At 64.1% G+C, this 23,241-nt stretch carries 21 protein-coding genes; 18 read left to right on the top strand and 3 right to left on the bottom strand.

Features of this window, described 5'->3' with window-relative positions; translation table 11 throughout:
- Positions 1-41 precede the first annotated feature (41 nt).
- The 7 genes from LWF01_RS00405 to LWF01_RS00435 all read left to right on the top strand — a co-directional run bounded on the left by LWF01_RS00405 (position 42) and on the right by LWF01_RS00435 (position 7,058).
- The gene (locus tag LWF01_RS00405; RefSeq protein WP_349639062.1) at positions 42-698 is read left to right on the top strand and encodes a D-glycero-alpha-D-manno-heptose-1,7-bisphosphate 7-phosphatase; all 657 of its coding nucleotides are present in this window, start codon (positions 42-44) and stop codon (positions 696-698) included.
- Entirely contained in the window at positions 695-1,816 is a 1,122-nt protein-coding gene (locus tag LWF01_RS00410; protein ID WP_349639063.1) for a glycosyltransferase family 9 protein, read from the top strand. Before LWF01_RS00405 ends, LWF01_RS00410 begins: the two co-directional genes overlap by 4 nt.
- Positions 1,813-2,814: a glycosyltransferase gene (locus LWF01_RS00415; RefSeq protein ID WP_349639064.1), complete on the top strand. Its 1,002-nt coding sequence runs from the start codon at positions 1,813-1,815 to the stop codon at positions 2,812-2,814. The genes LWF01_RS00410 and LWF01_RS00415 overlap by 4 nt, the downstream gene beginning before the upstream one ends.
- On the top strand, positions 2,814-4,079 hold the full coding sequence (locus LWF01_RS00420; RefSeq protein ID WP_349639065.1) for a glycosyltransferase: 1,266 nt from the start codon (positions 2,814-2,816) through the stop codon (positions 4,077-4,079). Before LWF01_RS00415 ends, LWF01_RS00420 begins: the two co-directional genes overlap by 1 nt.
- On the top strand, positions 4,076-4,837 hold the full coding sequence (locus LWF01_RS00425; RefSeq protein ID WP_432761976.1) for a D-sedoheptulose-7-phosphate isomerase: 762 nt from the start codon (positions 4,076-4,078) through the stop codon (positions 4,835-4,837). The genes LWF01_RS00420 and LWF01_RS00425 overlap by 4 nt, the downstream gene beginning before the upstream one ends.
- The gene (locus LWF01_RS00430) at positions 4,834-6,225 is read left to right on the top strand and encodes a PfkB family carbohydrate kinase (protein WP_349639066.1); all 1,392 of its coding nucleotides are present in this window, start codon (positions 4,834-4,836) and stop codon (positions 6,223-6,225) included. The genes LWF01_RS00425 and LWF01_RS00430 overlap by 4 nt, the downstream gene beginning before the upstream one ends.
- Positions 6,226-6,353: 128 nt before the next feature.
- Positions 6,354-7,058 (top strand): SDR family oxidoreductase, encoded by a 705-nt coding sequence (locus LWF01_RS00435; RefSeq protein ID WP_432762033.1) that lies wholly within the window; start codon positions 6,354-6,356, stop codon positions 7,056-7,058.
- Here the strand turns inward: LWF01_RS00435 and LWF01_RS00440 are convergent.
- Positions 7,024-8,319: a glycosyltransferase family 9 protein gene (locus LWF01_RS00440; RefSeq protein WP_349639067.1), complete on the bottom strand. Its 1,296-nt coding sequence runs from the start codon at positions 8,317-8,319 to the stop codon at positions 7,024-7,026. The genes LWF01_RS00435 and LWF01_RS00440 overlap by 35 nt on opposite strands.
- Before the next feature lie 230 nt (positions 8,320-8,549).
- Between LWF01_RS00440 and LWF01_RS00445 the strand changes: the two genes are divergently transcribed.
- Together LWF01_RS00445 and rfaE2 are read left to right on the top strand one after the other, a co-directional pair.
- The gene (locus LWF01_RS00445) at positions 8,550-8,840 is read left to right on the top strand and encodes a hypothetical protein (RefSeq protein WP_432761977.1); all 291 of its coding nucleotides are present in this window, start codon (positions 8,550-8,552) and stop codon (positions 8,838-8,840) included.
- Between the two features lie 4 nt (positions 8,841-8,844).
- Positions 8,845-10,326 (top strand): D-glycero-beta-D-manno-heptose 1-phosphate adenylyltransferase, encoded by a 1,482-nt coding sequence (rfaE2, locus tag LWF01_RS00450; protein WP_349639068.1) that lies wholly within the window; start codon positions 8,845-8,847, stop codon positions 10,324-10,326.
- A 120-nt stretch (positions 10,327-10,446) separates the two neighbouring features.
- Here the strand turns inward: rfaE2 and LWF01_RS00455 are convergent, their stop codons facing one another.
- Positions 10,447-11,553 (bottom strand): hypothetical protein, encoded by a 1,107-nt coding sequence (locus LWF01_RS00455; RefSeq protein WP_349639069.1) that lies wholly within the window; start codon positions 11,551-11,553, stop codon positions 10,447-10,449.
- A 369-nt stretch (positions 11,554-11,922) separates the two neighbouring features.
- Between LWF01_RS00455 and LWF01_RS00460 the strand changes: the two genes are divergently transcribed.
- The 8 genes from LWF01_RS00460 to LWF01_RS00495 all read left to right on the top strand — a co-directional run bounded on the left by LWF01_RS00460 (position 11,923) and on the right by LWF01_RS00495 (position 21,886).
- A complete protein-coding gene (locus LWF01_RS00460; RefSeq protein WP_349639070.1) occupies positions 11,923-13,551 on the top strand; it encodes an ABC transporter substrate-binding protein in 1,629 nt (542 codons plus the stop codon).
- Between the two features lie 113 nt (positions 13,552-13,664).
- A complete protein-coding gene (locus LWF01_RS00465; RefSeq protein ID WP_349639071.1) occupies positions 13,665-14,756 on the top strand; it encodes an ABC transporter permease in 1,092 nt (363 codons plus the stop codon).
- A 2-nt stretch (positions 14,757-14,758) separates the two neighbouring features.
- Positions 14,759-15,850, top strand: a complete 1,092-nt coding sequence (locus LWF01_RS00470) for an ABC transporter permease (protein WP_349639072.1) — start codon at positions 14,759-14,761, stop codon at positions 15,848-15,850.
- Positions 15,850-17,544, top strand: coding sequence for a dipeptide ABC transporter ATP-binding protein (locus tag LWF01_RS00475; RefSeq protein WP_349639073.1), 1,695 nt, complete (start codon positions 15,850-15,852; stop codon positions 17,542-17,544). The genes LWF01_RS00470 and LWF01_RS00475 overlap by 1 nt, the downstream gene beginning before the upstream one ends.
- A gap of 130 nt (positions 17,545-17,674) precedes the next feature.
- Complete coding sequence (locus LWF01_RS00480; protein WP_349639074.1) at positions 17,675-19,057, top strand: NAD(P)/FAD-dependent oxidoreductase; 1,383 nt, start codon at positions 17,675-17,677, stop codon at positions 19,055-19,057.
- Positions 19,058-19,240: 183 nt separating this feature from the next.
- Positions 19,241-20,089, top strand: a complete 849-nt coding sequence (locus LWF01_RS00485) for an ABC transporter permease (protein WP_349639075.1) — start codon at positions 19,241-19,243, stop codon at positions 20,087-20,089.
- The gene (locus LWF01_RS00490) at positions 20,073-20,831 is read left to right on the top strand and encodes an ABC transporter ATP-binding protein (protein WP_349639076.1); all 759 of its coding nucleotides are present in this window, start codon (positions 20,073-20,075) and stop codon (positions 20,829-20,831) included. Before LWF01_RS00485 ends, LWF01_RS00490 begins: the two co-directional genes overlap by 17 nt.
- A gap of 2 nt (positions 20,832-20,833) precedes the next feature.
- Entirely contained in the window at positions 20,834-21,886 is a 1,053-nt protein-coding gene (locus LWF01_RS00495) for a glycosyltransferase family 2 protein (protein WP_349639077.1), read from the top strand.
- A gap of 291 nt (positions 21,887-22,177) precedes the next feature.
- On the opposite strand, the gene LWF01_RS00500 is transcribed toward LWF01_RS00495, so the two are convergent.
- Positions 22,178-22,450, bottom strand: a complete 273-nt coding sequence (locus LWF01_RS00500; protein WP_349639078.1) for a GlsB/YeaQ/YmgE family stress response membrane protein — start codon at positions 22,448-22,450, stop codon at positions 22,178-22,180.
- Between the two features lie 290 nt (positions 22,451-22,740).
- On the opposite strand from LWF01_RS00500, the gene LWF01_RS00505 reads away from it, so the two are divergent.
- Complete coding sequence (locus tag LWF01_RS00505; protein ID WP_349639079.1) at positions 22,741-23,184, top strand: Dps family protein; 444 nt, start codon at positions 22,741-22,743, stop codon at positions 23,182-23,184.
- The last annotated feature ends 57 nt before the right edge of the window (positions 23,185-23,241 follow it).

Genomic DNA, 23,241 nt, shown 5'->3' on the forward strand with positions numbered 1-23,241 from the left:
CGAGAGCCTTTCTCCCAACCCAAAATTTGGGAGTCAGGCGGATGAAATTGAGTGTCAGCCGGGTATTTCTTGTGGGAGAAGAAGTAGCGCGGGACGTGTTTAACCGCGAAGAAGCAGGGGAACTGCTTCTCAGTATGAGCAATACCTCCCAGGATTTGCCGCGTGCGGTGCTCTTTGATCGCGACGGCACGCTTATCGCGGATGTACCAGACAACCGCGATCCGGCTCAGGTCAGCGCGATGCCGACGGCGCAGGACGCGGTGTCGCTGGCACGTTCCGCGGGAGCACGAGTCGGCGTGATCACGAACCAGGCCGGGGTCGCCCGCGGTTTGCTCACCTCTGAAGACGTCGCGACGGTTAATCGACGAGTCGACGAGTTGTTCGGCACCTTCGACGTATGGTGTGTTTGCCAGCACGCGGAAAGCGACGGCTGTGAGTGCCGCAAACCGAAGCCCGGCATGCTGCTGCGGGCCGCCGAGCTGCTTGGTCTGGCACCGGCAGATCTGGCCTTCGTTGGAGATATCGGGTCCGACGTCGCGGCCGGAACGGCAGCCGGCATCAGAACGGTTCTGGTGCCCACGCCGGTCACCCGGGCGACCGAGATCGACAGTGCACCGGTCGTGGCGGCGAGCCTTTACGAGGCGATTGACGGATTGTTCAGCTCGGATGACGCCTCTCAGCTCGAGGTTCGGGGATGAACCGGCGAGTGCTCGTTGCCCGGCTCGACAGCGTTGGTGATGTCCTGCTTGCCGGACCTGCCGTGCGGGCCATTGCAGCCGAAGCCGAGGTGGTGATGCTCGCCGGACCGCAAGGTAGCGGTGCGGCAGCTCTGCTCCCCGGGGTGGAAAACGTCATCAGCTGGGCGTCGCCCTGGATTGTTGACCCAGCGCCGCCCGTTGATGCGCCATCGATCGAAGACTTGCACCGGCAGATGGTCGACGCACGGATCGACGAGGCGGTGATCCTGACCTCTTTTCACCAGTCGCCGCTCCCGCTAGCCCTGCTGCTCCGGCTTTCCGGGGTCGATCGGATCACCGGCGCGTCCACCGACTTCGCCGGCTCACTGCTGGATGTTCGGCTGAAGCCGGGCGAGGACTTCCCGGAAGACCAACCGGAGGCCGAACGCGCACTGTGCATCGCTGCGGCTGCTGGCTTCCGGCTTCCGGCTGGCGACCCAGGGAAACTCGCCGTGCGCGCGGATCCTGCTGCGACCGCGCTGACCGGGACGGACCCGTACATTGTGGTGCACCCCGGTGCAGCTGTACCTGCCCGCGCCTGGCCCCCCGAGCACCATGCCGCCGCGGTCACGCTGCTCTCTCAAGCCGGATATCGGGTCCTGGTCACAGGCGGCCCCGGCGAAACCGCGATCACCGCTCAGGTCGCAGGTTCCTACGCCACAGACCTGGGCGGGCAAACGGACCTGCGGACGCTGGCCGCGGTGCTCGCAGGAGCATCGGCCATTGTCGTTGGCAACACCGGACCGGCCCATCTGGCGGCGGCGGTCGGCACGCCGGTCGTGAGCCTGTTTGCGCCGGTGGTACCGGCGATCCGCTGGGCACCGTATGGCGTGCCGACCGTGCTGCTGGGAGATCAGCAGGCCGCGTGCCGAAACACCCGAGCGCGGCAATGCCCCGTGCCAGGCCATCCATGCCTGTCGTCGGTCCGTCCAGTCCGCGTCCTTGAGGCGGTGCGGCAGCTCGCTCCCGGCGCCGCCCGGCAGGAGCAGCATGCCGCCGGTCGAGCCGAGCCTGCCGCCCAGCACAGGCAGCATGCCGCCGGTCGAGCCGAGGACCGTAAGGAAGTGAGGACGGTTTGAGGATTCTGCTGTGGCATGTGCACGGCGCATGGACCGAGGCATTCGTTCAGGGCCGACATCAGTACCTGCTGCCTTGGACGCCGGAGGGCGGGCAGTGGGGGCTGGGTCGCGGCGGACGGGACTGGCCGAATAGTGCGCGGGAGGTGGACCCGGAGCAGCTTCGGAATCTCGATGTCGATGCGGTCGTCTTACAGCGACCCGAGGAAGTGGCCGAAGTCGAAAGGCTGCTTGGGCGCAGGGCCGGCAAGGACATGCCGGCGGTCTTTGTGGAGCACAATACGCCGCGCGGTGACATCGCGAAATGTCTGCATCCGCTGAGCGACCAGAGCGACATTCCCATCGTCCACGTCACGCACTTCAACGATGTCTATTGGGACAGCGGGAGGGCGGCCACGACGGTGATCGAACACGGGATCAAGGACCCCGGCGACTTGTACTCAGGCGTTTTGCCGAACCTGGGCGTCGTGATCAACGATCCGGTGCGGCGCTGGCGAATCACCGGAACCGATCTGCTGCCTCGTTTCGCCGACGCCGGCCGGATCGACGTCTTCGGAATGGGCGGCGCCGGTCTTCCGGAGCAACTCGGCCTCGACGATGCCGCCATGCACGTGCACGGCGACCTGCCGGGCGGGTCGCTCTACAACGAACTGGCTAAACGCCGGGTCTACCTGCATCCCTTTCGCTGGACATCGCTCGGCCTCGCGCTACTTGAGGCGATGCATCTCGGGATGCCGGTCGTGGCGCTCGCGGCCACCGAGGCCATCCGCGCCGTTCCGCCGGAAGCCGGAGCCATCTCGACAAATATCGACGAACTGTGTGAGGCGGCCGAGAAACTGATTGCCGACCCGGCCGAAGCGCGTGCCCGCGGCCGGGTGGCCCGCGAGGTCGCGCTGACCCGTTACAACCTTGCCGACTTCCTCCGACGCTGGGATGAAGTGCTGACCGACATTCGACCGACATCTGTCACTGGCAGAGCCCCTGGAGAAGGGAGACCCTGATGAGGATCTCAATGGTTTCCGAACACGCGAGCCCGTTGGCCGCCCTTGGTGGTGTCGATGCCGGCGGACAGAACGTACATGTGGCAGCACTTTCGGCCGCCCTTGCCCGCCGGGGACACGACATTACTGTTTACACCCGGCGGGACGACCCGGACCTGCCAACGCGGGTCGAGGCATATCCGGGCGTTCAGGTTGCCCACATCGACGCCGGCCCGGCAGAACAGATATCCAAAGATGAGCTGCTTCCGTATATCGGCAAGCTGGCCGACGGCATCGCCCGCGACTGGCTGGATTCCCCGCCGGATCTTGTGCACGGACATTTCTGGATGTCCGGCCTGGCCGCGCTGGATGCGGCCAGGCGGGGCAAGGAAACAAACGGACCTGCCATTCCGGTGGTCCAGACATTTCATGCACTTGGAACAGTCAAGCGCCGGCATCAGGGCCGGCAGGACACCAGCCCGAGAGAACGGGAATGGCTGGAGCCGAAGGTCGGTCGGCAGGTGGACCGGATCATCGCCACCTGCTCAGACGAGGTTTTCGAGCTCAAGGCAATGGGCGTGGACCAGAAAAACGTGTCGATCGTGCCATGCGGCGTCGACCTGCAACTGTTCGGCGGCGAGGGCCCCTGCGAGCCCGGTAACGGCAAGCGACGAATCGCAGCCGTTGGCCGGCTGGTCCCGCGAAAGGGCATCGACAACGTCATCGCCGCACTGTCCCACCTCCGGCGGGATGGCATTGCGGACATCGAACTTGTGATTGCCGGCGGGGCCACCGACACTGCCGGGCTGGCCGGCGACGCCGAGGCGCAACGCCTGATGGCGCTCGCCGCGCGGCTCGGTGTATCGGACCAGATCGATTGGCGTGGGCAGGTTCCGCGCGAGAAACTACCCGCGCTGCTTCGCTCCGTTGATGCCGTGGTGTGCACGCCCTGGTACGAACCGTTCGGCATCGTTCCGCTGGAGGCGATGGCTTGCGGTGTTCCCGTGGTTGCCGCCACGGTCGGCGGACTGATCGACACGGTGACGGACGGCGTGACCGGCATCCATGTGCCGCCTCGTGACCCGGTTGCGCTCGCGGCCACTCTGCGCGACCTGCTGGGCAACCCGAAGCTGATCAAGCGGTTGGGAAAGGCAGGCGAGAAACGAGTGCATTCCCGATACTCCTGGGAGCGAATTGCTGCGGCGACCGAGCAGGCCTACGGGTTGGCCACCGCCCGGACAGTGGGTGCCGATCGGCTCCAGCAGGTCGGGGGGAGTGCGCTGTGACTGCCCAGGATCTTGGAAAGACAGCGATGACGGCTGTGGCTCCGGCACCGACGGACTCCTACGCCTCAGTGCTCGAGCATCTGGCGAACATCGGTCCGGCTGTCGAGAGTCTGCGCAGCCAATCGCGACGGCTATCGGCGTGGGGAGTCGAACTGGCGGATCGGCTGATGGCCGGCCAGCGGCTGTTAACCGCGGGGAACGGCGGCTCGGCAGCCGAGGCGCAGCACCTCAGCGCGGAGCTGGTTGGACGTTTCGATGGCGAGCGGCGGGCCTTCTCGGCGATACCGCTGCACTGCGACACCTCCGCCGTCACGGCCATCGGCAACGACTATGGTTTCGAGCGGCTTTACGCACGGCAAGTGGAAGGTCATGGCCGTCCTGGTGACGTGCTGGTTCTGATGTCCACCAGCGGTCGCAGCCGTAACCTCCTCGCCGCCGTTGCGGCCGCCCGAGCCGGAGGCATCACGACCTGGGCCTTGACCGGCCCCGCCCCGAATCCACTCGCCCAGGCCTGCGACGAGGTGGTGGCAATCTCCGGTAAGGCGGCGAACGTGCAGGAGGCGCACCTGATTGCGCTGCACGCAATGTGCCGGGCGTTCGATGCCGAAGTCGCCAGATCAGACGCGGCAGCCGCCGGCCCGGCCGAGGTGCCTGCGCGGCCGGCCAGCGCAGCCGGAACACACGCGGCAACTGGTCTGTCAGCTGGGACAGGGACAGCTGGTCAGTCAGCCGGGACAGGAACGCGGGCGGTGCTATGAGCGCGCAACGTGGCACCACCCGGATTGCGGTTGTTGGCGATGTGCTGCTCGATGTCGACCTGAGCGGCAGTTCCAACCGTCTGTGCCCCGATTCGCCCGCGCCCGTGGTCGATATCGATGCCACCGAACGTCGGGCGGGCGGTGCCGGACTGGTAGCCCGAATGCTACGACGGGACGGTCGTGAGGTGTCTCTCGTCACGGTGTTGTCCGACGACGAGTCTGCCACTGAATTGCGGGAACATCTTCGCGACATCGATCTGATCGCTGGTCCGTCCGGAGCGGCGACTCCGGTTAAGACTCGGCTGCAGTCGGCCGGTCAGTCCGTGGCGCGTTTCGATGTGGGCTGCTCCCGCCCTCCGTTGCCGGAGGTCACCGACGAGATGCTCGCCGCGGTGGAGAGCGCGGACGCCGTGATCGTCTCCGACTACGGCCGGCGACTGACCGAGAATCCTCGGCTGCGCCAGGTGCTGGAGCGCAAGGCGGCCCGCTCGCCTGTCGTCTGGGATCCGCATCCTTCGGGCGCGCCGCCAGTACCAGGAGTCGCTGTCGCAACGCCTAACCTTTCCGAGGCGCAGCGGGCGAGCGGCGTCGCTGGTGACGACATCCCGGCGGTGGCCGAAGCGGCCGACATCCTGCGCGCCGAGTGGAAGTGTGAATCGCTGGTGGTGACGCTCGGTTCGAGAGGTGCGTTGATCGCGCACGGACGTCGGGATGTAGGCGTTCCGCAGGTTATTTCGGCGCCGCTCGACTCGCAGGGCGATGCCTGCGGTGCCGGCGACAGGTTCGTGGCCTCGCTGACTGCCGATCTCGCATCGGGAGCTGGGCACCCGGAGGCGGTGGCTCGGGCGGTGCGCGAATCGTCTGCGTACCTCGCGGCCGGTGGGATCAGCACACTCAACCGCATCGCCGATCCAGGCCAGCTGGCCGGTCAGTACGTGGATGCCCAGCGGATAGCAACCAGTACCCGGGACGCAGGCGGAACCGTGGTCGCAACCGGTGGGTGCTTCGACCTTATGCACGCGGGGCACGCCCGAACGCTGGCGGCCGCGCGTCAGCTGGGCGACTGCCTCATCGTCTGCCTGAACTCGGACGCCTCGATAAAACGCCTGAAGGGCGCCGAGCGGCCGATCATCGGCGAGCACGACCGGGTCGAACTGCTGAATGCGCTGGAATGCGTCGACGCTGTCGTTGTCTTCGACGAGGACACGCCGGAAAAGACGCTGGAAAGCCTGCGCCCCGATCTGTGGGTCAAGGGCGGGGACTACAGCGCAGACCAGCTGCCCGAATCGCGACTGCTGGCCTCGTGGGGCGGACGCACCGTCACGGTTCCGTTCTATCCGGCGCGCTCGACCAGTCGACTTGCCGCGGCTCTTGCCGAGGTGGGCTGATCACGCCGGTGTTCGGCTGAGACCAGCCCGGAGCCGGACCAGCCGTCGAAGCCGGACCAGCCGTCGGAGCCAGACCAGCGTCGAAGCCAGCAAATCAGTATCAGTGAAGGGACTAGATAGTGAGCATCATCAATCCATCCGCAAGCCTGCCAGGCAGGGTTCTGGTCACCGGGGGAGCATCAGGACTGGGAGCGGCAGTCGTGGAGGGTCTTCGGACCGCCGGCGGCACGCCGATCATCCTCGACCGAAATATCGATAACGTGCGTCAGGGTGTTGCGGCGGTCGAAGTAGATGTAGCGGATACCGGTGCCGTAGCCGACGCCGTCGACCGGGTTGCGCAGGATCTTGGTGGGCTCGACGCCGTGGTCACCGCGGCCGGAATCGACCGCTGCGGCAACCTCGACGAGGTCGCGGCGCAGGAGTGGGAATTCGTCATCGCGGTCAACCTGATCGGCACGGCCGCGGTGATCCGTGCCGCTCTCCCGTACCTGAAGGAATCGCGCGGGCGGGCAATTACAGTTGCCTCATCTCTGGGCCTCCGAGCGCTGCCCGCCGCAACGGCTTACTGCGCTTCAAAATTTGGCGTGGTGGGATTCAGCCGTGCGCTGGCTGCCGAAACCCGGGGCCAGATCGGCGTGACAACGCTCATTCCTTCCGGCATGCGGACGCGCTTCTTCGATGATCGGGACGAACAGTTCAAGCCGGGGGACGATTCGAAGCTGAATGATCCCGGCAATGTCGCCGATGCGGTGCTCTTCGCGCTTGCGCAGCCAAAGTTCTGTGAGGTGCGTGAGCTGGTTATTTGCCACGAGGAAGAGGATTCGTGGCCATAACTGCCGGATTCGTGGCCACACCGGCCTGATTCGTGGCCACACCGGCCTGATTCGTGGCCACAGCGGCCGGATTCGTGGCCATAACTGCCAGAAGGTCCGCGAATACACTCTCCGGCTCGATCTCGGCCACGATGGATTCGTTGTGCTCACAGCGTGCCGACGTCCAACCTACCTGGGTGACGTCGGCCCCGCACACCGGACATTTCGTCAGCCAGGAGATCTGGATCCGGTTCAGCGTGCGGCTCAACGGTCCCGCATTGAAGGCATTGCCGATCCAGTAGATTCCAACGGTCGGCGTGCCCACAGCCTGCGCCAGATGGCGTGGACCGCTGTCATTTCCAGCCATCGCGCTGCTGCAGGACAGCAATCCGGTGAGCCCGCCAAGCGACAGTTGTCCGGCCGCCGATGAGATCAGCTGATCTCGTGATGACTCTGGGCCGGGTGCTGAGTCGCGGGGTGCTGAGCGGCCGGGTCCTGAGCCGCCGGGTCCTGAGCCTGGGGCGAGGATCTGAAGGGCGCGTTCCACGATACTGTCGGCGACGGCTCGATCCTCGCCGGTACCGACCAGGATTACCTGGAAGCCTTCGGCGGCGAGTTTCGCGGCGAGGATGGCGAAGTGGCCTGGCGGCCATTGTCGTCGTGGGTCCGTGGCGCCCGTATGCAGGGCAATCAGCCCGCGGGTGCCCGGCATCACCAGTCCGGCAGCTTCGGACCGGTCAGCCTGGGTCGGGGTGATTCGTGGCTCAAGCGTCACCGGGCCAGCGCCGGCGAGCCCGACCACCTCCAGAGCGCGCAGTACCTCGTGCTGGTAGTACGCGTACGGCAGGTTGCGTTCGAGTGGCACGGCATCCGGCGTCGTGGTTCCGACAGTATGCCGGGCGCCTAGCCGGCGGATGAAGGGATTGGAGTTCCGCCCGCCGCCATGCACCTGCACGGCAAGGTCGAACCGGCGCCGCCGAAGCTGCTCGACGAACTCACCGGCGTCGGCGTGATCAGAAGCGGCGCCTGCGGGTTCGTTAAGTCCGGCGATATGCGGCAGGACGGCGACGTCGTCGACCGGCCCCGGACGATTGGCAAGCAGGGCTTCGTGCAGGGAGGTGCCGAGCAGCGTGATCTCGGCGCTGGGATAGGCAGCGGCCAGCGACTCGATGGCCGGCATCGCGAACAGCAGGTCGCCCAATCCGCCGCCGCGCAGCACCGCGATCAGCTCGACGTCGTCGAACTTTTCGTGTTCCGCACCGAAACAACGCAGTTCCTGCATACAGCTAATCCTCACAGTTGCGGCAATACCGGCCTCGACGGTGCATACCCCGGCTGCTGAATGATCAAACCAGTGTGCCGGGGCGATGTGTAAGTAGCAGCAGAACGGGTAGCTCTCCGGTGTATGGGGACGGCCGCTGCATCGGATCCGGGCGACTTCGCCAACTGAGATCCGCCATCGCGCACCAGCCTGACCTGGCCGCCCTGCTTGAACTTGTCCTGAGGAGGCAGATGACAACCTCAACAGAGGGTATCGCCCGGCAGATGAACGTTGACCTGCCGGAGGAGCTCGCGATAACTGACACTCGGGATGGGTCCCTAGTCGGCGCCCAGCAGGCGATAGCAGCACTGTCGGTGGGAACGATGAAGATCAACAATGTCTTCGGCGGCGCGCCGGGTGGTTCCGCGCAATCTCGCGGCACGAGTGGACACGGCCATGGGTACGGCCCTGAATTGCTGGATGAGATGACCCGCACCGAAGTGGTGCGCGTCTCGGCCGCACAAACGGCGAGTGAGGCTTAAGGCAATGACGACATCCCGCCCGGAGATTACCGGAATCACAGCAGAGCTTCCCGGCCGGATTGCGAAACAAGCCCCCGTGATCGTTGTCATTGGCGACGTGATGCTGGACGAGTGGTGGACCGGCAGTATCGAGCGGATGTGCCGCGAGGCTCCCGCCCCGGTGGTCGATATCAGCCGGCGCGAGCAATCGCCCGGCGGCGCTGCGAATACCGCGATGAATCTGGCCGCGCTCGGCGCCAGGGTGCGCTTGGTCGGTCTGGTCGGCGCCGATCCGGCAGGGGAACGGCTGCGTGAGCTAGTCGATGGGGCAGGCATTGACACCACGGGCCTGCTGGTCAGCGAGGCCGTGCGAACGACGACGAAATGCCGCCTCGTAGCGGGCGACCAGGTGATCGCCCGTATCGACGAGTCCGATGATCGGCGGCTGCCGGCTGAGCTCCTTGACCGGCTCGCCGGCGCAGCCATCTTGGCAAGTAGCGACGCCAGCGCCGAGGTGATCTGTGATTACGGATCAGGCGCACTTCAGTCCGCTGTCCGGGATGCACTTGCCGCCCGATCCGCGCGTCCGGAGATTTCCGTCGTCGATGCGCACGATCTTCGGATTTGGAAGCAGCTCCGGCCGGACTTCGTGACGCCGAACGCCCAGGAGGCTGCAGCCGTTCTCGGCATCTCGTTGGACGGTCAGGATCGGGTCGAACAGGTTGTCGCCCGGGGCGAGGACTTGCTGGCGCTTTCCGGTGCGAAAGCGGCTGCGGTCACGCTAGATCGACTCGGCAGTGTCCTGGTTTCCTCGGGAGAAAACGGGTACCGGACCTATGCCCGGCCGGCGACTGAAAAGCAAGCCTCGGGCGCCGGGGACACATTTGTCGCAGGCCTCACCCTTGCCCTCGCCAGCGGTGAACCGGTACACGCAAGCCTTGACTTCGCCCAGGCCGCGGCGAACATCGTGGTGCATCGCCTCGGCACATCGGTGTGTTCGGCCGAAGACCTCGCCGGCTATCTGGACGGCGGTACGGATCCGCTGGTTCCGGAGGCCGAGCTCCTCGCCCGCATTGCCTCAGCCAGGGCGGCCGGGAAGCGGATTGTGCTGACCAATGGCTGCTTCGACGTCCTGCATCGGGGGCACACCAACTACCTGCGTCAAGCCAAGGAACGTGGCGACATTCTGGTCGTGGCGCTCAACTCCGACGAGTCGGCGCGCCGACTCAAGGGACCCGGCCGGCCGATCAATACCGCTGCTGACCGGGCCGGCGTGCTGGCCGCACTCGACTGCATCGACTATGTCACCGTTTTCGGCACCGACACGCCGATCCCACTTATCGAGCAGCTCCATCCGGATGTTTATGCCAAAGGCGGGGACTACACGCCGGAAATGCTGCAAGAAACCGCGGCGGTCGAAGCGTATGGCGGCGAAATCGCGATCCTGGACTATGTTGCTGACCACTCGACATCGGACGTGCTCCGGCGGATTCGCAGTTCCGTTTAGCAGCCCCGCTTCGCAGATCGCGAGCAGATCGCGAGCTGTGTGCAGGAACGGGTCCGCATGCGTGAGCGGTTTTACTTGCAGCTCGCGTTCTGTCCGGGCGCGGCTGTTCGATGTTGCGGATCACCGGCCACGCCAGGCGATCCGCCGCTCCCGCTCCAGCGCCTCGGTCAGGATGACGGCGAAGCGCTTCGGATCGCGAAGGTCTTCCGTGGTCCAGCGGACGACGCTGTATCCACGCGCACGAAGCTCGTCCTCCCGGCGCTTCTCGTCCCAGACAACGTCTTCCGGTGGTTTTCCCGAGGGATTGAGACGGCCGTACTTGAACCGGCCGTCGTATTCGCCGATCAGCCGGTGCGAGCGCCAGCAGAAGTCGCCGATCGCCAAAGCTCCGTTGCGCAGCCCCACCTCGAACTGTAGGACGGGAATCGGCACTCGCAGCTCGTGCATCAGGACGCGACTCTTCGACTCGCCGGGCGATGCGGCATTTCCGTCGGCGATCTCGGCGAGACGCCGCGCCCGGGCAACACCCTTTAGGTTGGTCATCGCTGCCGCACCCTCCATGAGTTCCTCTCGATCGCAGAGTCCCCTGCGCAGGGCGCGATCGGCGGCACCGACGGCGCTGGCAAAGTCAGTCAACCGAGCCGCGTCGAGAAGGCTGCGCACTGTATTCGTCCGAGCGAAAGTTCGCTCGTCTGCATCGCCGCTGAGGACGCCCACCAGCAGATTCGCCTGCGGAACAGGACCGACGCTGTGGGTGGTGTGCCGTTCATTCCGGCCATGCTCGTGTCCGCGGCTGACGAAAACCTGTCGCGGCGGACGCCAGAGCGGGAGGCGGTCGACTACCAGGCTCGACGGTCCAGCCAGCGGAGACAGTCGGGAGGAATCGCGGCTCAGGCTTGAGTAGACGTGGCCCGCGACCCGGCAGGCATATCGCTGATCGGCGTATTTGGCGAGGTCCGCCACGGCGAACACGCCACCAGACATCCGGATCAGCTGCTCGTGCCGAACCAACCTCTCGATGTCGCCCCGGCTCAGCCCGAAGTCCACCAATTCATGCCTGAGTAGCATCCCGCTCCGGCGGTCGGCAAGGGCGAGAGCCACCTCGGGCAGTGCGACCCCGCTCGGCTGCCGCGAACTCGCCCGTCGGACTCCCTGACCAGGCTGCCGGCCATTCAGCTGCCTGGCGTCGTCCGTCTCCCGGGGCGACTGGAAATCGAGAACGCTCATCGAAGCATCGTCACCCTCGTCCTGGCCGTTTCGCTCGGTCGGGAAGGAAATGTGGATAACGCGCTCGGAAGCCGCAGCTTGTGGACGAGCCTTTCCGGCAGATTGCGGCAGGATCGCGAGCTGGGTGTCAGAACAGGTCTGAATGCGCGCGCGGCCTCGCATGCCGTCCGCGTTCTCTGTCGGGCAACGTACGCAGAACGTATGCACCCCACCGATCCCGGCCAATACCAGCGTGAGCCGCCAAACTCCACGTCTTGTTCGCCATGTGAGACGAGTCACTAATAATTCGGGTAAGGTTCTACCTGTTAATCATTGCGACTGGCCTTTTCGGCCGCGCAGGATCTTTTTTTCGAAAGAGGTACAACACTGATGTTGACACGTAAATCGGGGTGGCTTACTGCTACCGCGGTCGCCGGAGTGGCAGTTCTGACCCTAAGCGGATGCACTACATCCAGCGGCGGCGGCGGTGATAGCGGCGGGGGCGGCGGTGCTCTTACCGTGGGCACAACCGACAAGGTCACATCGCTCGACCCGGCAGGCTCCTACGACAACGGCTCGTTCGTGGTGATGAACCAGATCTACCCATTCCTGATGAACTCGACGCCGGGAAGTGCCGAGCCGAAGCCGGACATCGCGGAATCAGCCGACTTCACCGAGCCGACAAAGTACGAAGTGAAGCTCAAGTCCGGCCTCAAGTGGTCCAATGGCAACGAGCTCACCTCATCGGACGTGAAGTTCACCTTTGATCGTCAGCTGAAGATTGCCGACGAGAACGGCCCGTCCAGCCTGCTCGGCAGCATCGACAACATTGAGACCCCGGACGACACAACCGTGGTCTTCAACCTCAAGCAGGCCAATGACCAGACATTCCCGCAGGTGCTGACCAGCCCGGCAGGGCCCATCGTTGACGAGGATGTCTTCTCGCCCGATGCGGTCACCCCTGACCAGGAGATCATCGACGGTAAGGCGTTCGCCGGACCGTACGACATCACCAGCTACAAGGCCAACGACCTGGTCGGCTACAAGGCGAACCCGAACTACAAGGGTCTGCTGGGGGCTCCGAAGACCGACACCGTGAATATGAAGTACTACACGGATTCAAACAACATGAAGCTCGACATCGAGAAGAGCAATATCGATGTCGCCTACCGCAGCCTTTCACCGACTGATGTCGAGGACCTCGGCAAGAACGACGCCGTCAGCGTGAAGAAGGGACCCGGCGGAGAATCTCGCTACATGGTCTTCAACTTCGACACTCAGCCATTTGGTGCCAAGTCCGAGGACCCGGACGAGAAGAAGGCTCAGGCGGTTCGGCAGGCCGTCGCCGACTCGATTGACAGGGACGCCATCGCCAAGCAGGTGTACAAGGGCACCTACACGCCGCTGTACTCATTCGTCCCGGAGGGGTTGCCAGGTGCAACCACGCCGCTGAAGGAAAAGTACGGCGACGGAAATGGTAAGGCCGACGCAGATCGGGCCAAGAAGCGCCTCGAGGATGCCGGTATCAACGAGCCTGTCGAGCTGAAGCTGCAGTACAGCCCTGACCACTATGGCCCATCCTCCGGCGACGAATACGCGTTGATCAAGGATCAGCTGGAGAAGACCGGCATGTTCAAGGTCGACCTGCAGTCCACCGAGTGGGTCCAGTACTCCGAAGACCGCACAGCCGATGCCTACCCCGCCTACCAGCTGGGCTGGTTCCCGGACTACTCGGACGCGGACAATTACCTGACGCCGTTCTTCACCAAAGAGAATTTCCTGGCCAACCACTATGACAACAAGGAAGTCCAGGACCTGATCGCCAAGCAGGTCGGCATCACGGACAAGGCGGAGCGCCAGAAGATGCTGGGCGAGATCCAGGACAAGGTCGCGGATGACCTTTCAACGATTCCGTATCTGCAGGGTGCGCAGGTGGCGGTAGCAAGCAAGGACGTCAAGGGCGTTGAAGACACGCTCGACGCGTCGTTCAAACTCCGTCTCGGCGTCATCGCAAAGTAAGCAACGTGAACTGAACAACGGTAGGGCGGTCAGGCGACTGGAGATCAGTCACCTGGCCGCCTCAATCGTGTGGGCGGCTTCCGGGCCGACCAAGTTCGTAAGGATTAGGACATATGTCTACACCCCTGTTAGACCCAGTCGACCCGGCTGTTGAAATAGTCAAGGGCGCCAAGTCGAAATCCGGCTTCGGGCTCGGCCAGTACATCCTGACCAGATTCCTGCTGATCATTCCGACCGTGTTGATCCTGGTCACAATGGTTTTCTTCCTGATGCGGATCACCGGCGATCCGATCACGGCGTCCCAAGGTGGCCGCCTTACGCCGACCCAGCTGCAGGAACGCATCCACGCCGCGGGTTATGACCGGCCGTTGCTCACCCAGTACTTCGAGTACATGGGCAAAATCTTCACTGGAGACTTCGGCACCACAATCTCCGACAACCAGCCCGTCTCCGAGATCCTGAAGGTCTACGGCGCTGCGACCGCTGAGTTGGTCTTCTACTCGCTGATCGTTGCCTTTCTGGTAGGTATTCCGCTTGGCATGGTTGCCGCCTATTACCGCGACAAGGCACCGGATGCCGCGCTTCGCCTATTCGCGATCCTTTGCTACGCCACGCCGGTGTTCTTCGCCGGGCTGGTACTCAAACTTGTTTTCTCGATCGCTTTCGGCTGGTTCCCGGTCGCCGGCCGCGCCACCACCAGTAATGAGATCATCCTGCAAGGGGTTGAGTCGCCCACCAGGATATTCCTGCTGGACGCCCTGCGGCTGGGCAATTTTTCACTGCTCGGTGACGTGCTGTCCCATGCCGTACTGCCTGCTGTCGCGCTCGGTTTGCTGACCGCCGGAGTGTTCCTGCGTCTGGTGCGCACCAACCTGATCGGCACGCTCGGCCAGGACTACGTGGAGGCCGGGCGTTCGCGCGGCGTCCGGGAGTTCCGCCTGGTCACAAAGCACGCCTATCGTCCCGCGCTGATCCCGATCATCACCGTGATGGGCATGCAGATCGCGATGATGCTTGGCGGCGCCATCCTCACCGAGACCACATTCGAATGGAAAGGCCTGGGCTTTCAGCTGTCGCAATACCTGCAGGCGAGGGACTTCGTTGCCGTGCAGGGGATCGTGGTGCTGATGGCAATAATTGTCGCGGTGACGAACTTCATCGTGGATATCGTTGCCGCGCTCATCGACCCTAGGGTGAGGTACTAATCATGTCTACAGAAGTCATCATGCGGCCAACGAAACAAAGCTGGACATCACGGCTTCCGGTCATCTCGCACCTGAACAAGAGCGTCGGCCTGCAGCGCGGGATGCTGGTCGCCGGACTCGTGCTCACCGGGATCCTGCTGCTCACCGCGATTTTCGCCCCATTACTCGCGCCCTACGGCTTCTCGCAGCTCGCCAATGACGAAGGTTCCTTCGGCGCACAGCAGGCGCCTTCGGCGCAGCATCTGCTCGGCACGACCTCTGGCGGTTTCGACGTGTTGTCCAGGGTGATCTGGGGAACGCAGACCGCGGTCGCGGTGATTATCGCGGCCGTGCTGATGTCGATCTTCATCGGCGTCATCCTCGGCCTGATCTCCGGCTACATCGGCGGCTGGCTGGACCGGATTCTGGTGGTCGTCGCTGACGCCATTTACGCATTTCCGTCGCTGCTGCTCGCCATCGTGATGTCGATTGTGATCAGCGGAGGGCGCTCGAGCGCCTGGGGTGGCATCATGGCCGCTGCCATTTCGATCACCGTCGTCTTCATCCCGCAGTACTTCCGGGTCATTCGCGCGGAGACACTGCGACTGAAGGGCGAAGCGTTTGTCGAAGCGGCCAAGGTGGTCGGCTCGTCCAATATCCGGGTGATGTTCCGGCACATTTTCCGCAACTCGACCCGCACGCTGCCGCTGATCTTCACGCTCAACTCCTCGGAGGCGATCCTCACGCTGGCAGGCCTCGGCTTCCTCGGTTTCGGCATCGAGCCGACGTCGGCCGCCGAATGGGGATACGACCTGAACAAGGCACTTTCGGACACCACCAGCGGCATCTGGTGGACCGGTCTGTTCCCGGGATTGGCCATCGTGCTTGCCGTTCTCGGCATCACCCTGGTGGGCGAGAGTATGAATGACCTGAACGATCCACGCCTTCGTGGCCGACGACGCGCCGCGGCTGGAACCGGCGCGGCGGTGCAAACGTCGATGCAGGACGGCCTGGACGGCGAGGATCGCGGCCTCGGTGGTCCCGGCACTACGGATGGCCTGAACGCTGGATATCGGGACGACGGCGCGGACAACATCGATCGGAAGGACAAGTAATGAGCGACAAGAAACGCCCGACCGGTCGGGTGCTGGCGATCGATAACCTCGAAGTCACCTTTGCGACCGATGCCGGAGCGGTCAAGGCCGTGGATGACGTCACGCTTTCGGTCGATGCCGGCGAGGTGCTGGCGATCGTGGGGGAGTCGGGCTCCGGGAAGACGGTCACCGCGAAAACCATCCTCGGGCTGTTGCCGGAGACGGCGACCAGCCGGGGAGCGGTTGTGATCGGCAAGAACGACGTCATCTCGGTTTCGGCGAAGCGCCTGCGTGAGCTGCGGGGCCGGGATGTTGCGATGGTCTTCCAGGAGCCGTCGACGGCGCTGAATCCGGTCTTCACGGTCGGTTGGCAGATCGCCGAAGGCCTGAGAGCGCACGATCCGAAGCTGAGCAAGAAGGCGGCCAAGGCGCGCGCCGTCGAGGCGCTGAAGAAGGTTGGCATTCCGGATGCCGATGAGCGGGTCAACTACTATCCGCATCAACTCTCCGGCGGACAGAAGCAGCGCGTCGTGATCGCGATGGCGCTGGCGCTCGACGCCGGGTTGATCGTTGCGGACGAGCCGACAACGGCGCTGGACGTCACCGTTCAGGCGGAGATCCTTGCGCTGCTGCGGGACTGCCGCGACAATTTCGGCACCTCGATCGTGCTGATTACCCACAATATGGGCGTCGTGGCCGACCTCGCCGACCGGGTAGCCGTGATGTATCAGGGCAAGCTGGTCGAGGAGGCCACGGCCGTCGAGCTCTTCGCCAATCCCAGAGAGCAGTACACCAAGAATCTGCTCTCGGCAGTTCCGCACCTCGGTCGTAATTCGGCGTCGGGCACCATGTCCGCCGACGCCTTGCAGGCGCAGACCACGAAGCCCGTAGTGGTCGAGGCGAAGGGCCTGGTGATCGAATTCCCGGGACGGCTCGGCAAGAAGGCGTTTCGGGCAGTCAAGGGCGTCGACTTCGCCATCCACGAGGGTGAGGTGCTTGGGCTGGTCGGTGAATCAGGTTCCGGCAAGACAACGATCGGTCGTGCCATTGCCGGTCTGAACAAGATCAGCGAGGGAAGCCTCAAGGTATTTGGTCAGGAGATGCTTGGCTTCAAGGAACGCACCTTTAAGCCGAAGCGCGAGCAGATCGGTTTCGTTTTCCAGGACCCGGCGGCATCGTTCAACCCACACCTGACGATCGCGGAGTGCGTTGCCGAACCCCTGGCCGTGCACCGTGCCGACCAGGGCAACAAGGCGAACCGCGCCCGGGTGGAGCAACTGTTGGAGGCGGTGCAGCTGCCCCGCAGCTATGCCGACCGCTTCCCGCACGAGCTCTCCGGCGGGCAGCGGCAGCGGGCCTCGCTGGCGCGGGCCCTGGCGCTGGACCCCAAACTGCTGGTCGCCGACGAGCCGACCAGCGCGCTGGACGTGTCGGTGCAGGCCCGGGTGCTTGAGCTGTTCAAGGAGCTGCAGACCGAATTTGGCTTCGCATGCTTGTTCATCAGTCACGACCTGGCCGTGGTCGACATGCTGGCGCACCGGATCGGCGTGCTGTTCCATGGCGAGCTTGTCGAGCAGGGACCTGGGTCCCAGGTGCTGAACGACCCGCGCAACGATTACACCCGCCGGCTGATCGCCTCGCTGCCGGTGCCCGACCCGCAGGCGCAAGCCGAACGGCGTGAGGCGCATCGGGCGTTGCTCGGCACAGTCAGCTAGCGTCGCCGTCGCAGTCGGCCGTCGCCGTCGCCGTCGCCGTCGCCGTCGCCGTCGCCGTCGCCGTCGCCGAAGACTTTGCGCTGAGCGAGCCGGCGATCTCGGCGCTTGCTGCCTGCGGAACAATGGGGTGATGAGCAACAGGCATGTGGTGATTGCGGGCGCCGGCCTGGCCGGCGTGCAGGTGGCGGACACGCTCCGGGCCGAAGGTTTCCCGGGCCGGATCACGTTGGTGTCCGCCGAAAGTGTGCAGCCCTACGAGCGCCCTCCGCTGTCGAAGGGTTTCCTCGACCCGGCAAACGATGTCGCACACGTGGTACCACTGCGTCCCGCCGCGTTCTATCCGGAAAACGAGGTCGAGCTGCTACTTGGCGTCCGCGTGGTCGGCATCGATCGCGAGCGACAGAAGGTGCGCCTGGAGGCGGTAGCGCAGGGGGATGCCGTCCCGGCCGCCACACACGAGGATGCCGTCCCGACCGCCACGCACGAGGATGCCGGCCGGACAGATGTTGACGCCGGAGACGTCCCGTCTGAGCTGAGCTACACCGATCTGGTTCTGGCTACCGGCGCGCGCAACCGGCCGCTGCCGATCAAGGGCGGCGAGCTGGATGGCGTTCTGGAACTGCGGGAGTTGGGCCATGCCCAAGACCTGCGCCGCAGTTTGAAGGATGCGGGCAACGTCGTGGTCGTCGGCGGCGGCTTTATCGGTCTGGAGTTCGCCAGCGCAGCCGCGCTCTGGGGCGCTCACGCCACGGTTCTGGAGTTTGCCGAGCGGCCGATGGCGAGGGTGCTCAGCCCGGCGATGTCTGAATACTTTGCCGGGGAGCATGCAAGGCGCGGCGTCCGGTTGCAGCTGGGCGAGGCTGCGGCAGAGATTCTCGCCGAAGACCCAAGCGCCAGTCCAACCACAATCGCCGGTACCACCGACCGACGACGAGTCAAGGGTGTGCGGGGCAGCAGCGGTCAGGTGTATCCGGCCGATCTGGTCCTGATTGCCGCGGGCGTCGTGCCGAACGAGGAACTTGCGGTCGAGGCGGGACTGGCCACTGCCAATGGAATCTCGGTGGACGCTACGCTGCAGACCTCGGATCCGCACATCTGGGCGATCGGGGATTGCGTTAGCTTTCCGAGCAGGCACACCGGTACGATTCTGCGGCTCGAGTCCGAGCAGAATGCCACCGACCAGGGCAGGTACCTCGGTAAACGGTTGCTCGGGCGCACGGACGAGGAGTACTCAGACCTGCCGTGGTTCTGGACGCATCAGGGTGACCTGAAGCTCTATATCGCGGGTGTCACGCTACCCGGTGACGAAACTCTCATCCGCGGGGATCTGGAGGCCGGAAGATTCTCGGTGTTCAGCTTTCGATCGGGCATACTGTCCGCGGTGGAGTCGGTGAGCCAGCCGAGCGATCATGTAGCGGCCAGGCGCACCCTTGGCGCAGGACGCGGGGTCACTCCCGGGCAGGTCGCCGATCCGGGATTCGACTTCAAAGCGTTCTCCAAGGGCAAGGCGTGATGCCTGGCACCGGCTCGGCCACCGACTCGATTCGGGTAGCAGCGACCGACTCGATTCATGTTCCGGCCACCGGCAGCCAACCGGATTGATTCTGAACGGACATGTTTCTCCATTACAATCGGGTAGGTTTGAGAGGGCTCCCACGAAGAGCCCATGTCCGAACGGGTAGGGGTCCTTACACATATGAGCTTGGCCGATTACGCGGCGCAGCACCAGCTACGGCGAGTGGGTGCGCGCCCGACATTCCCTGCCTACATCCGTCAGGTCTGGGCCCGGCGAGCATTCATCTATTCGCTGGCTCGATTCAGGATTCAGGGCGACAACGAACGCAACCGGCTCGGTATGGCCTGGGTTGTGCTGAAACCACTGCTCAGCGCCGTGGTCTACGGCGTGGTCTTCGGGCTGCTGCAGGCGGGTAACCGGCCGGAGAACTTCGTCCAGTACCTGGTTGTCGGCGTGATGATGTTCGAGTTCTTCAATCATTCGATGGGTCAAGGGTCGAAATCGATCACCAAGAATACGGCGTTGGTGCAGAGCCTCGCCTTCCCGCGGATGGTGTTGCCGTTGGCCACCGCCGCGCAGCAGGCACTGAGCTTCGGACCAATGGTGCTGGTGATGCTGCTGATCAATATCGTGATGGGCTCGCCGATCCAGTTCGACTGGCTCCTGCTGATACCGGCATTCGCGCTCTACATCTGCTTCAACACCGGTGTAACGCTGATCGCGGCCCGGCTCACCGTGCACTTCCGCGATCTGGACCAGCTGCTGCCGTTCATCTCAAGGATCTTTTTCTACACGAGCGGCGTTTTCTTCGATCCGCAGAAGATACTCGTCGACTACCCAACCGCGCTGAAGGTGTACGACTTCCAGCCGCTGCACGAATTCATGACCATTGTTCGGGGACTGCTCGTGCCGGGGTACGACGTGCCGCCGATGTTCTGGATCTACGCGGCGTGCTGGTCGCTGATCCTGCTGGCGTTCGGCTCGATTTTCTTCTGGGAGGCTGAGGAACGCTATGGCCGAGACGACTAACCACGAGGACGGTCGGCGTCCGGTCGTCGTCGTCGACAATCTCCACGTGGACTACAAGGTGATGGCGACCGGCCGCAAGACCTTTGCCGGCGCGTACAAGCTCTTCGATCGCAGGGCGCGGGGGGTGCGCACCGTGAGCGCCCTCAAGGGAGTGTCGTTCACCGCCTATGAGAACGAGAGCATCGGGATTATCGGATCGAACGGTTCCGGCAAGTCCACGCTGATGCGGGCGATCGTCGGCCTCACACCTGCGACCAAAGGTGCCGTGTACGCATCGTCGCGGCCAAACCTGCTCGGCGTCGGCGCCGCTCTGCTGAAGGAACTGTCCGGGGAGAAGAATGTAACGCTCGGCGGACTCGCCCTGGGGTTCAGCAAAAAAGAGGTCGAGGAGAAGTACGACGAGATTGTGAGCTTTTCCGGGCTCGGCGAGTTTATGGAGCTGCCGATGCGCACCTACTCCTCGGGCATGTCGGCCAGGCTGAAGTTCGCGATCGCAACCTCGAAGGAACACGAGATCCTGATCGTTGACGAGGCATTGTCGGTAGGAGACAAGGACTTCCAGAAGCGAAGCGAGGAGCGGATTCGCGGTATCCGGGAGAAGGCCGGAACTGTCTTCCTGGTGAGCCACTCGATGCGCTCGATCCGCGACACCTGTAACCGGGTGATCTGGATCAACAAGGGCGAACTTAAGATGGATGGCGACGCGAAAGACGTCATCGAAGCCTACGAACAGTCGAAGTAGCCATGGCCGATCTGACTCCGCTCGGCGAGCATCCGGGTGTCACGTTCATCATGCCCGTGCTGAACGAGGGGCCGTACATCGAGGCCGCCGTCCGCACTATCCTCGCCCAGGAGTACCAGGGGCCAAAGGAAGTCATCCTTGCGCTCGGTCCCTCGACCGACAACACGAATGACGTGGTCGCGCGCCTGCAGGCCGAGGATGGCCGGCTGCACACTGTGGACAACCCCCAGGGTGCGACCCCGATCGGCCTGAACCTGGCGATCGCCGCCTCGCAGTATCCGGTGGTGATCAGGGTCGACGCGCATTCCGAGCTCAGCCCGGACTACGCGGAGGTTGGAGTCGAGACGCTGCGCCGCACCGGAGCGGCAAATGTCGGTGGCCTGATGCTGGCCCGGGGCGAGACCCCGTTTCAGAGGGCGGTCGCCCGGGCGTACACCAGCAAGGTCGGCTTGGGTGGGGTCGCTTACCATACTGGCTCAGAGGAAGGCCCGGCCGAATCGGCGTACCTTGGTATCTTTCGGCGGGAAGCCCTGGTGAACGTCGGAATGTTCGACGAAACCCTGCGGCGCGGCCAGGATTGGGAATTGAACCTGCGGATTCGCGATTCTGGCGGACTGGTGTGGTTCAACCCGGCGCTTGAGGTGACGTACTGGCCGCGGGCGACCTGGTCGAAGGTTGCTCGTCAGTTCTACGCAACCGGCATCTGGCGGGGTGAGCTGATTCGGAGGCACGGAGCAAAGAATGGCGTGCGATACTTCGCACCCCCGGCGCTGGTGATCGCCTCGGCCGTCAGCCTGCTTGAGCTGCTGCTGCAGCTTTCCGGGTCCAGGGGATCATGGCCGAAGCCGCTGCGCACAGTCGCAGCGCTGGTGCATGTTCCTTCGGTGACGTACGTCCTCGGACTGCTGGCGGTCGGGGTGACCGCCAAGAAGGTGTCGTTGCGGGAACGGCTGGCATTCGTCGCCGTGCTGCCGACGATGCACCTCAGCTGGGGGCTTGGCTTTGTCGTAGGGGTTATCCGCGGCGCCGGAAAGACCGCCGACACCAGTCGCTGACGAACGTCTCCAGCCAAGCTGGGTTCAGCTGGCCGGATTGTCCGGGCCGCCGGCCGGATGCCGGGCCGCTGGCCGGATTGTCCGGGCCCGCCGGCCGGATGCCGGATGCCGGGCCACTGGGAGGTTTAGCAGTCGAAATTGGGGCAGAAGGCCTACCACTGGGGAATTAACCCTCCCGCCGGAAACTAGCCCCCCGCCAAACGCAGATGCTGACCCGGAAACTCTCCCGCACAGCACGACGCCCCACCGATCGCTCGGGATCGGTGGGGCGTCGTGGTCGCAGAAAAGCGATCAGGCGTTGGCCTTCTTGTTGCGGCCCTTGATGAAGCCCCAGATGCCGGCAACGACGAGTCCGCCGATGATTGCAAGAATCCAGGTCTTGATGTCGAAGAATGTGCCGAGGTCAGATCCGAAGATCAGCGAACCGAGCCAGCCACCGACGATCGCGCCGACGATGCCGAGGATGATGCTGGTGATCCAGCCGCCACCGACCCGGCCCGGAAGAACTGCCTTGACAATGACGCCCACGATTAGGCCCAACACGATAAACCCTAGAAAACCCATGAGATTTCCTTTCTATTTGATGTGAATTACCTCGGACGACTGTACGCATTCCGGGAGCCGGACCGCAAACAAACGTCTCTTGACTCAGTTCATACCCAGCTTCCGGTGGGTTTAGCCAGCCATACCCCGGGAGAATTGTGTGTTGCGTCACTCAGGCGGTGATCTTCACCGGCAGGGCGTTTAGCAGTTCAACCGACGGGTAGGTTTAGAGTCGATTGCCGCCGCAGTGCGTCCATCGATCCGGCTGCCGCGGCGGCGGAACGACATCAGAGAAGAGGAAAGGACACAGCATGAAAGCCTCAGACACTCTCAGCGCCAACCTCCAGCGGGTCCTGGTCGACCTTATTGACCTGCACGTTCAAGGCAAGCAGGCGCACTGGAACGTCATCGGTCACAACTTCCGTGACCTGCATCTGCAGCTCGACGAAATCATTGATGACGCCAGGCTCCTTTCGGACACGATTGCCGAGCGGATGCGGGCGTTGCACGCGGTGCCGGACGGACGCGCGGCCACGGTCGCGGAATCGTCTGACCTACCGGAGTTTCCGGCCGGCGAAGTCGATACATCCAAGACCGTCGACCTGATTACCGAGCGCCTGGACGCGACAGCAGCGGCCGTACGGGATGTGCACGATGCCGTCGACGAAGAGGATCCGACCTCTGCCGACCTGCTCCACGAGGTGCTGAGCAAGATTGAGCAGTACAGCTGGATGGTTCGCTCGGAAAACCGCTGACCAAGTCGCGCCGGCCGAAGTGATGAGCCGCGAGGACGACGAGCCCGGCCGGCGAAA

Origin of the sequence: Saxibacter everestensis, assembly GCF_025787225.1 — a bacterium.
In the GTDB taxonomy this organism is placed as follows: domain Bacteria; phylum Actinomycetota; class Actinomycetes; order Actinomycetales; family Brevibacteriaceae; genus Saxibacter; species Saxibacter everestensis.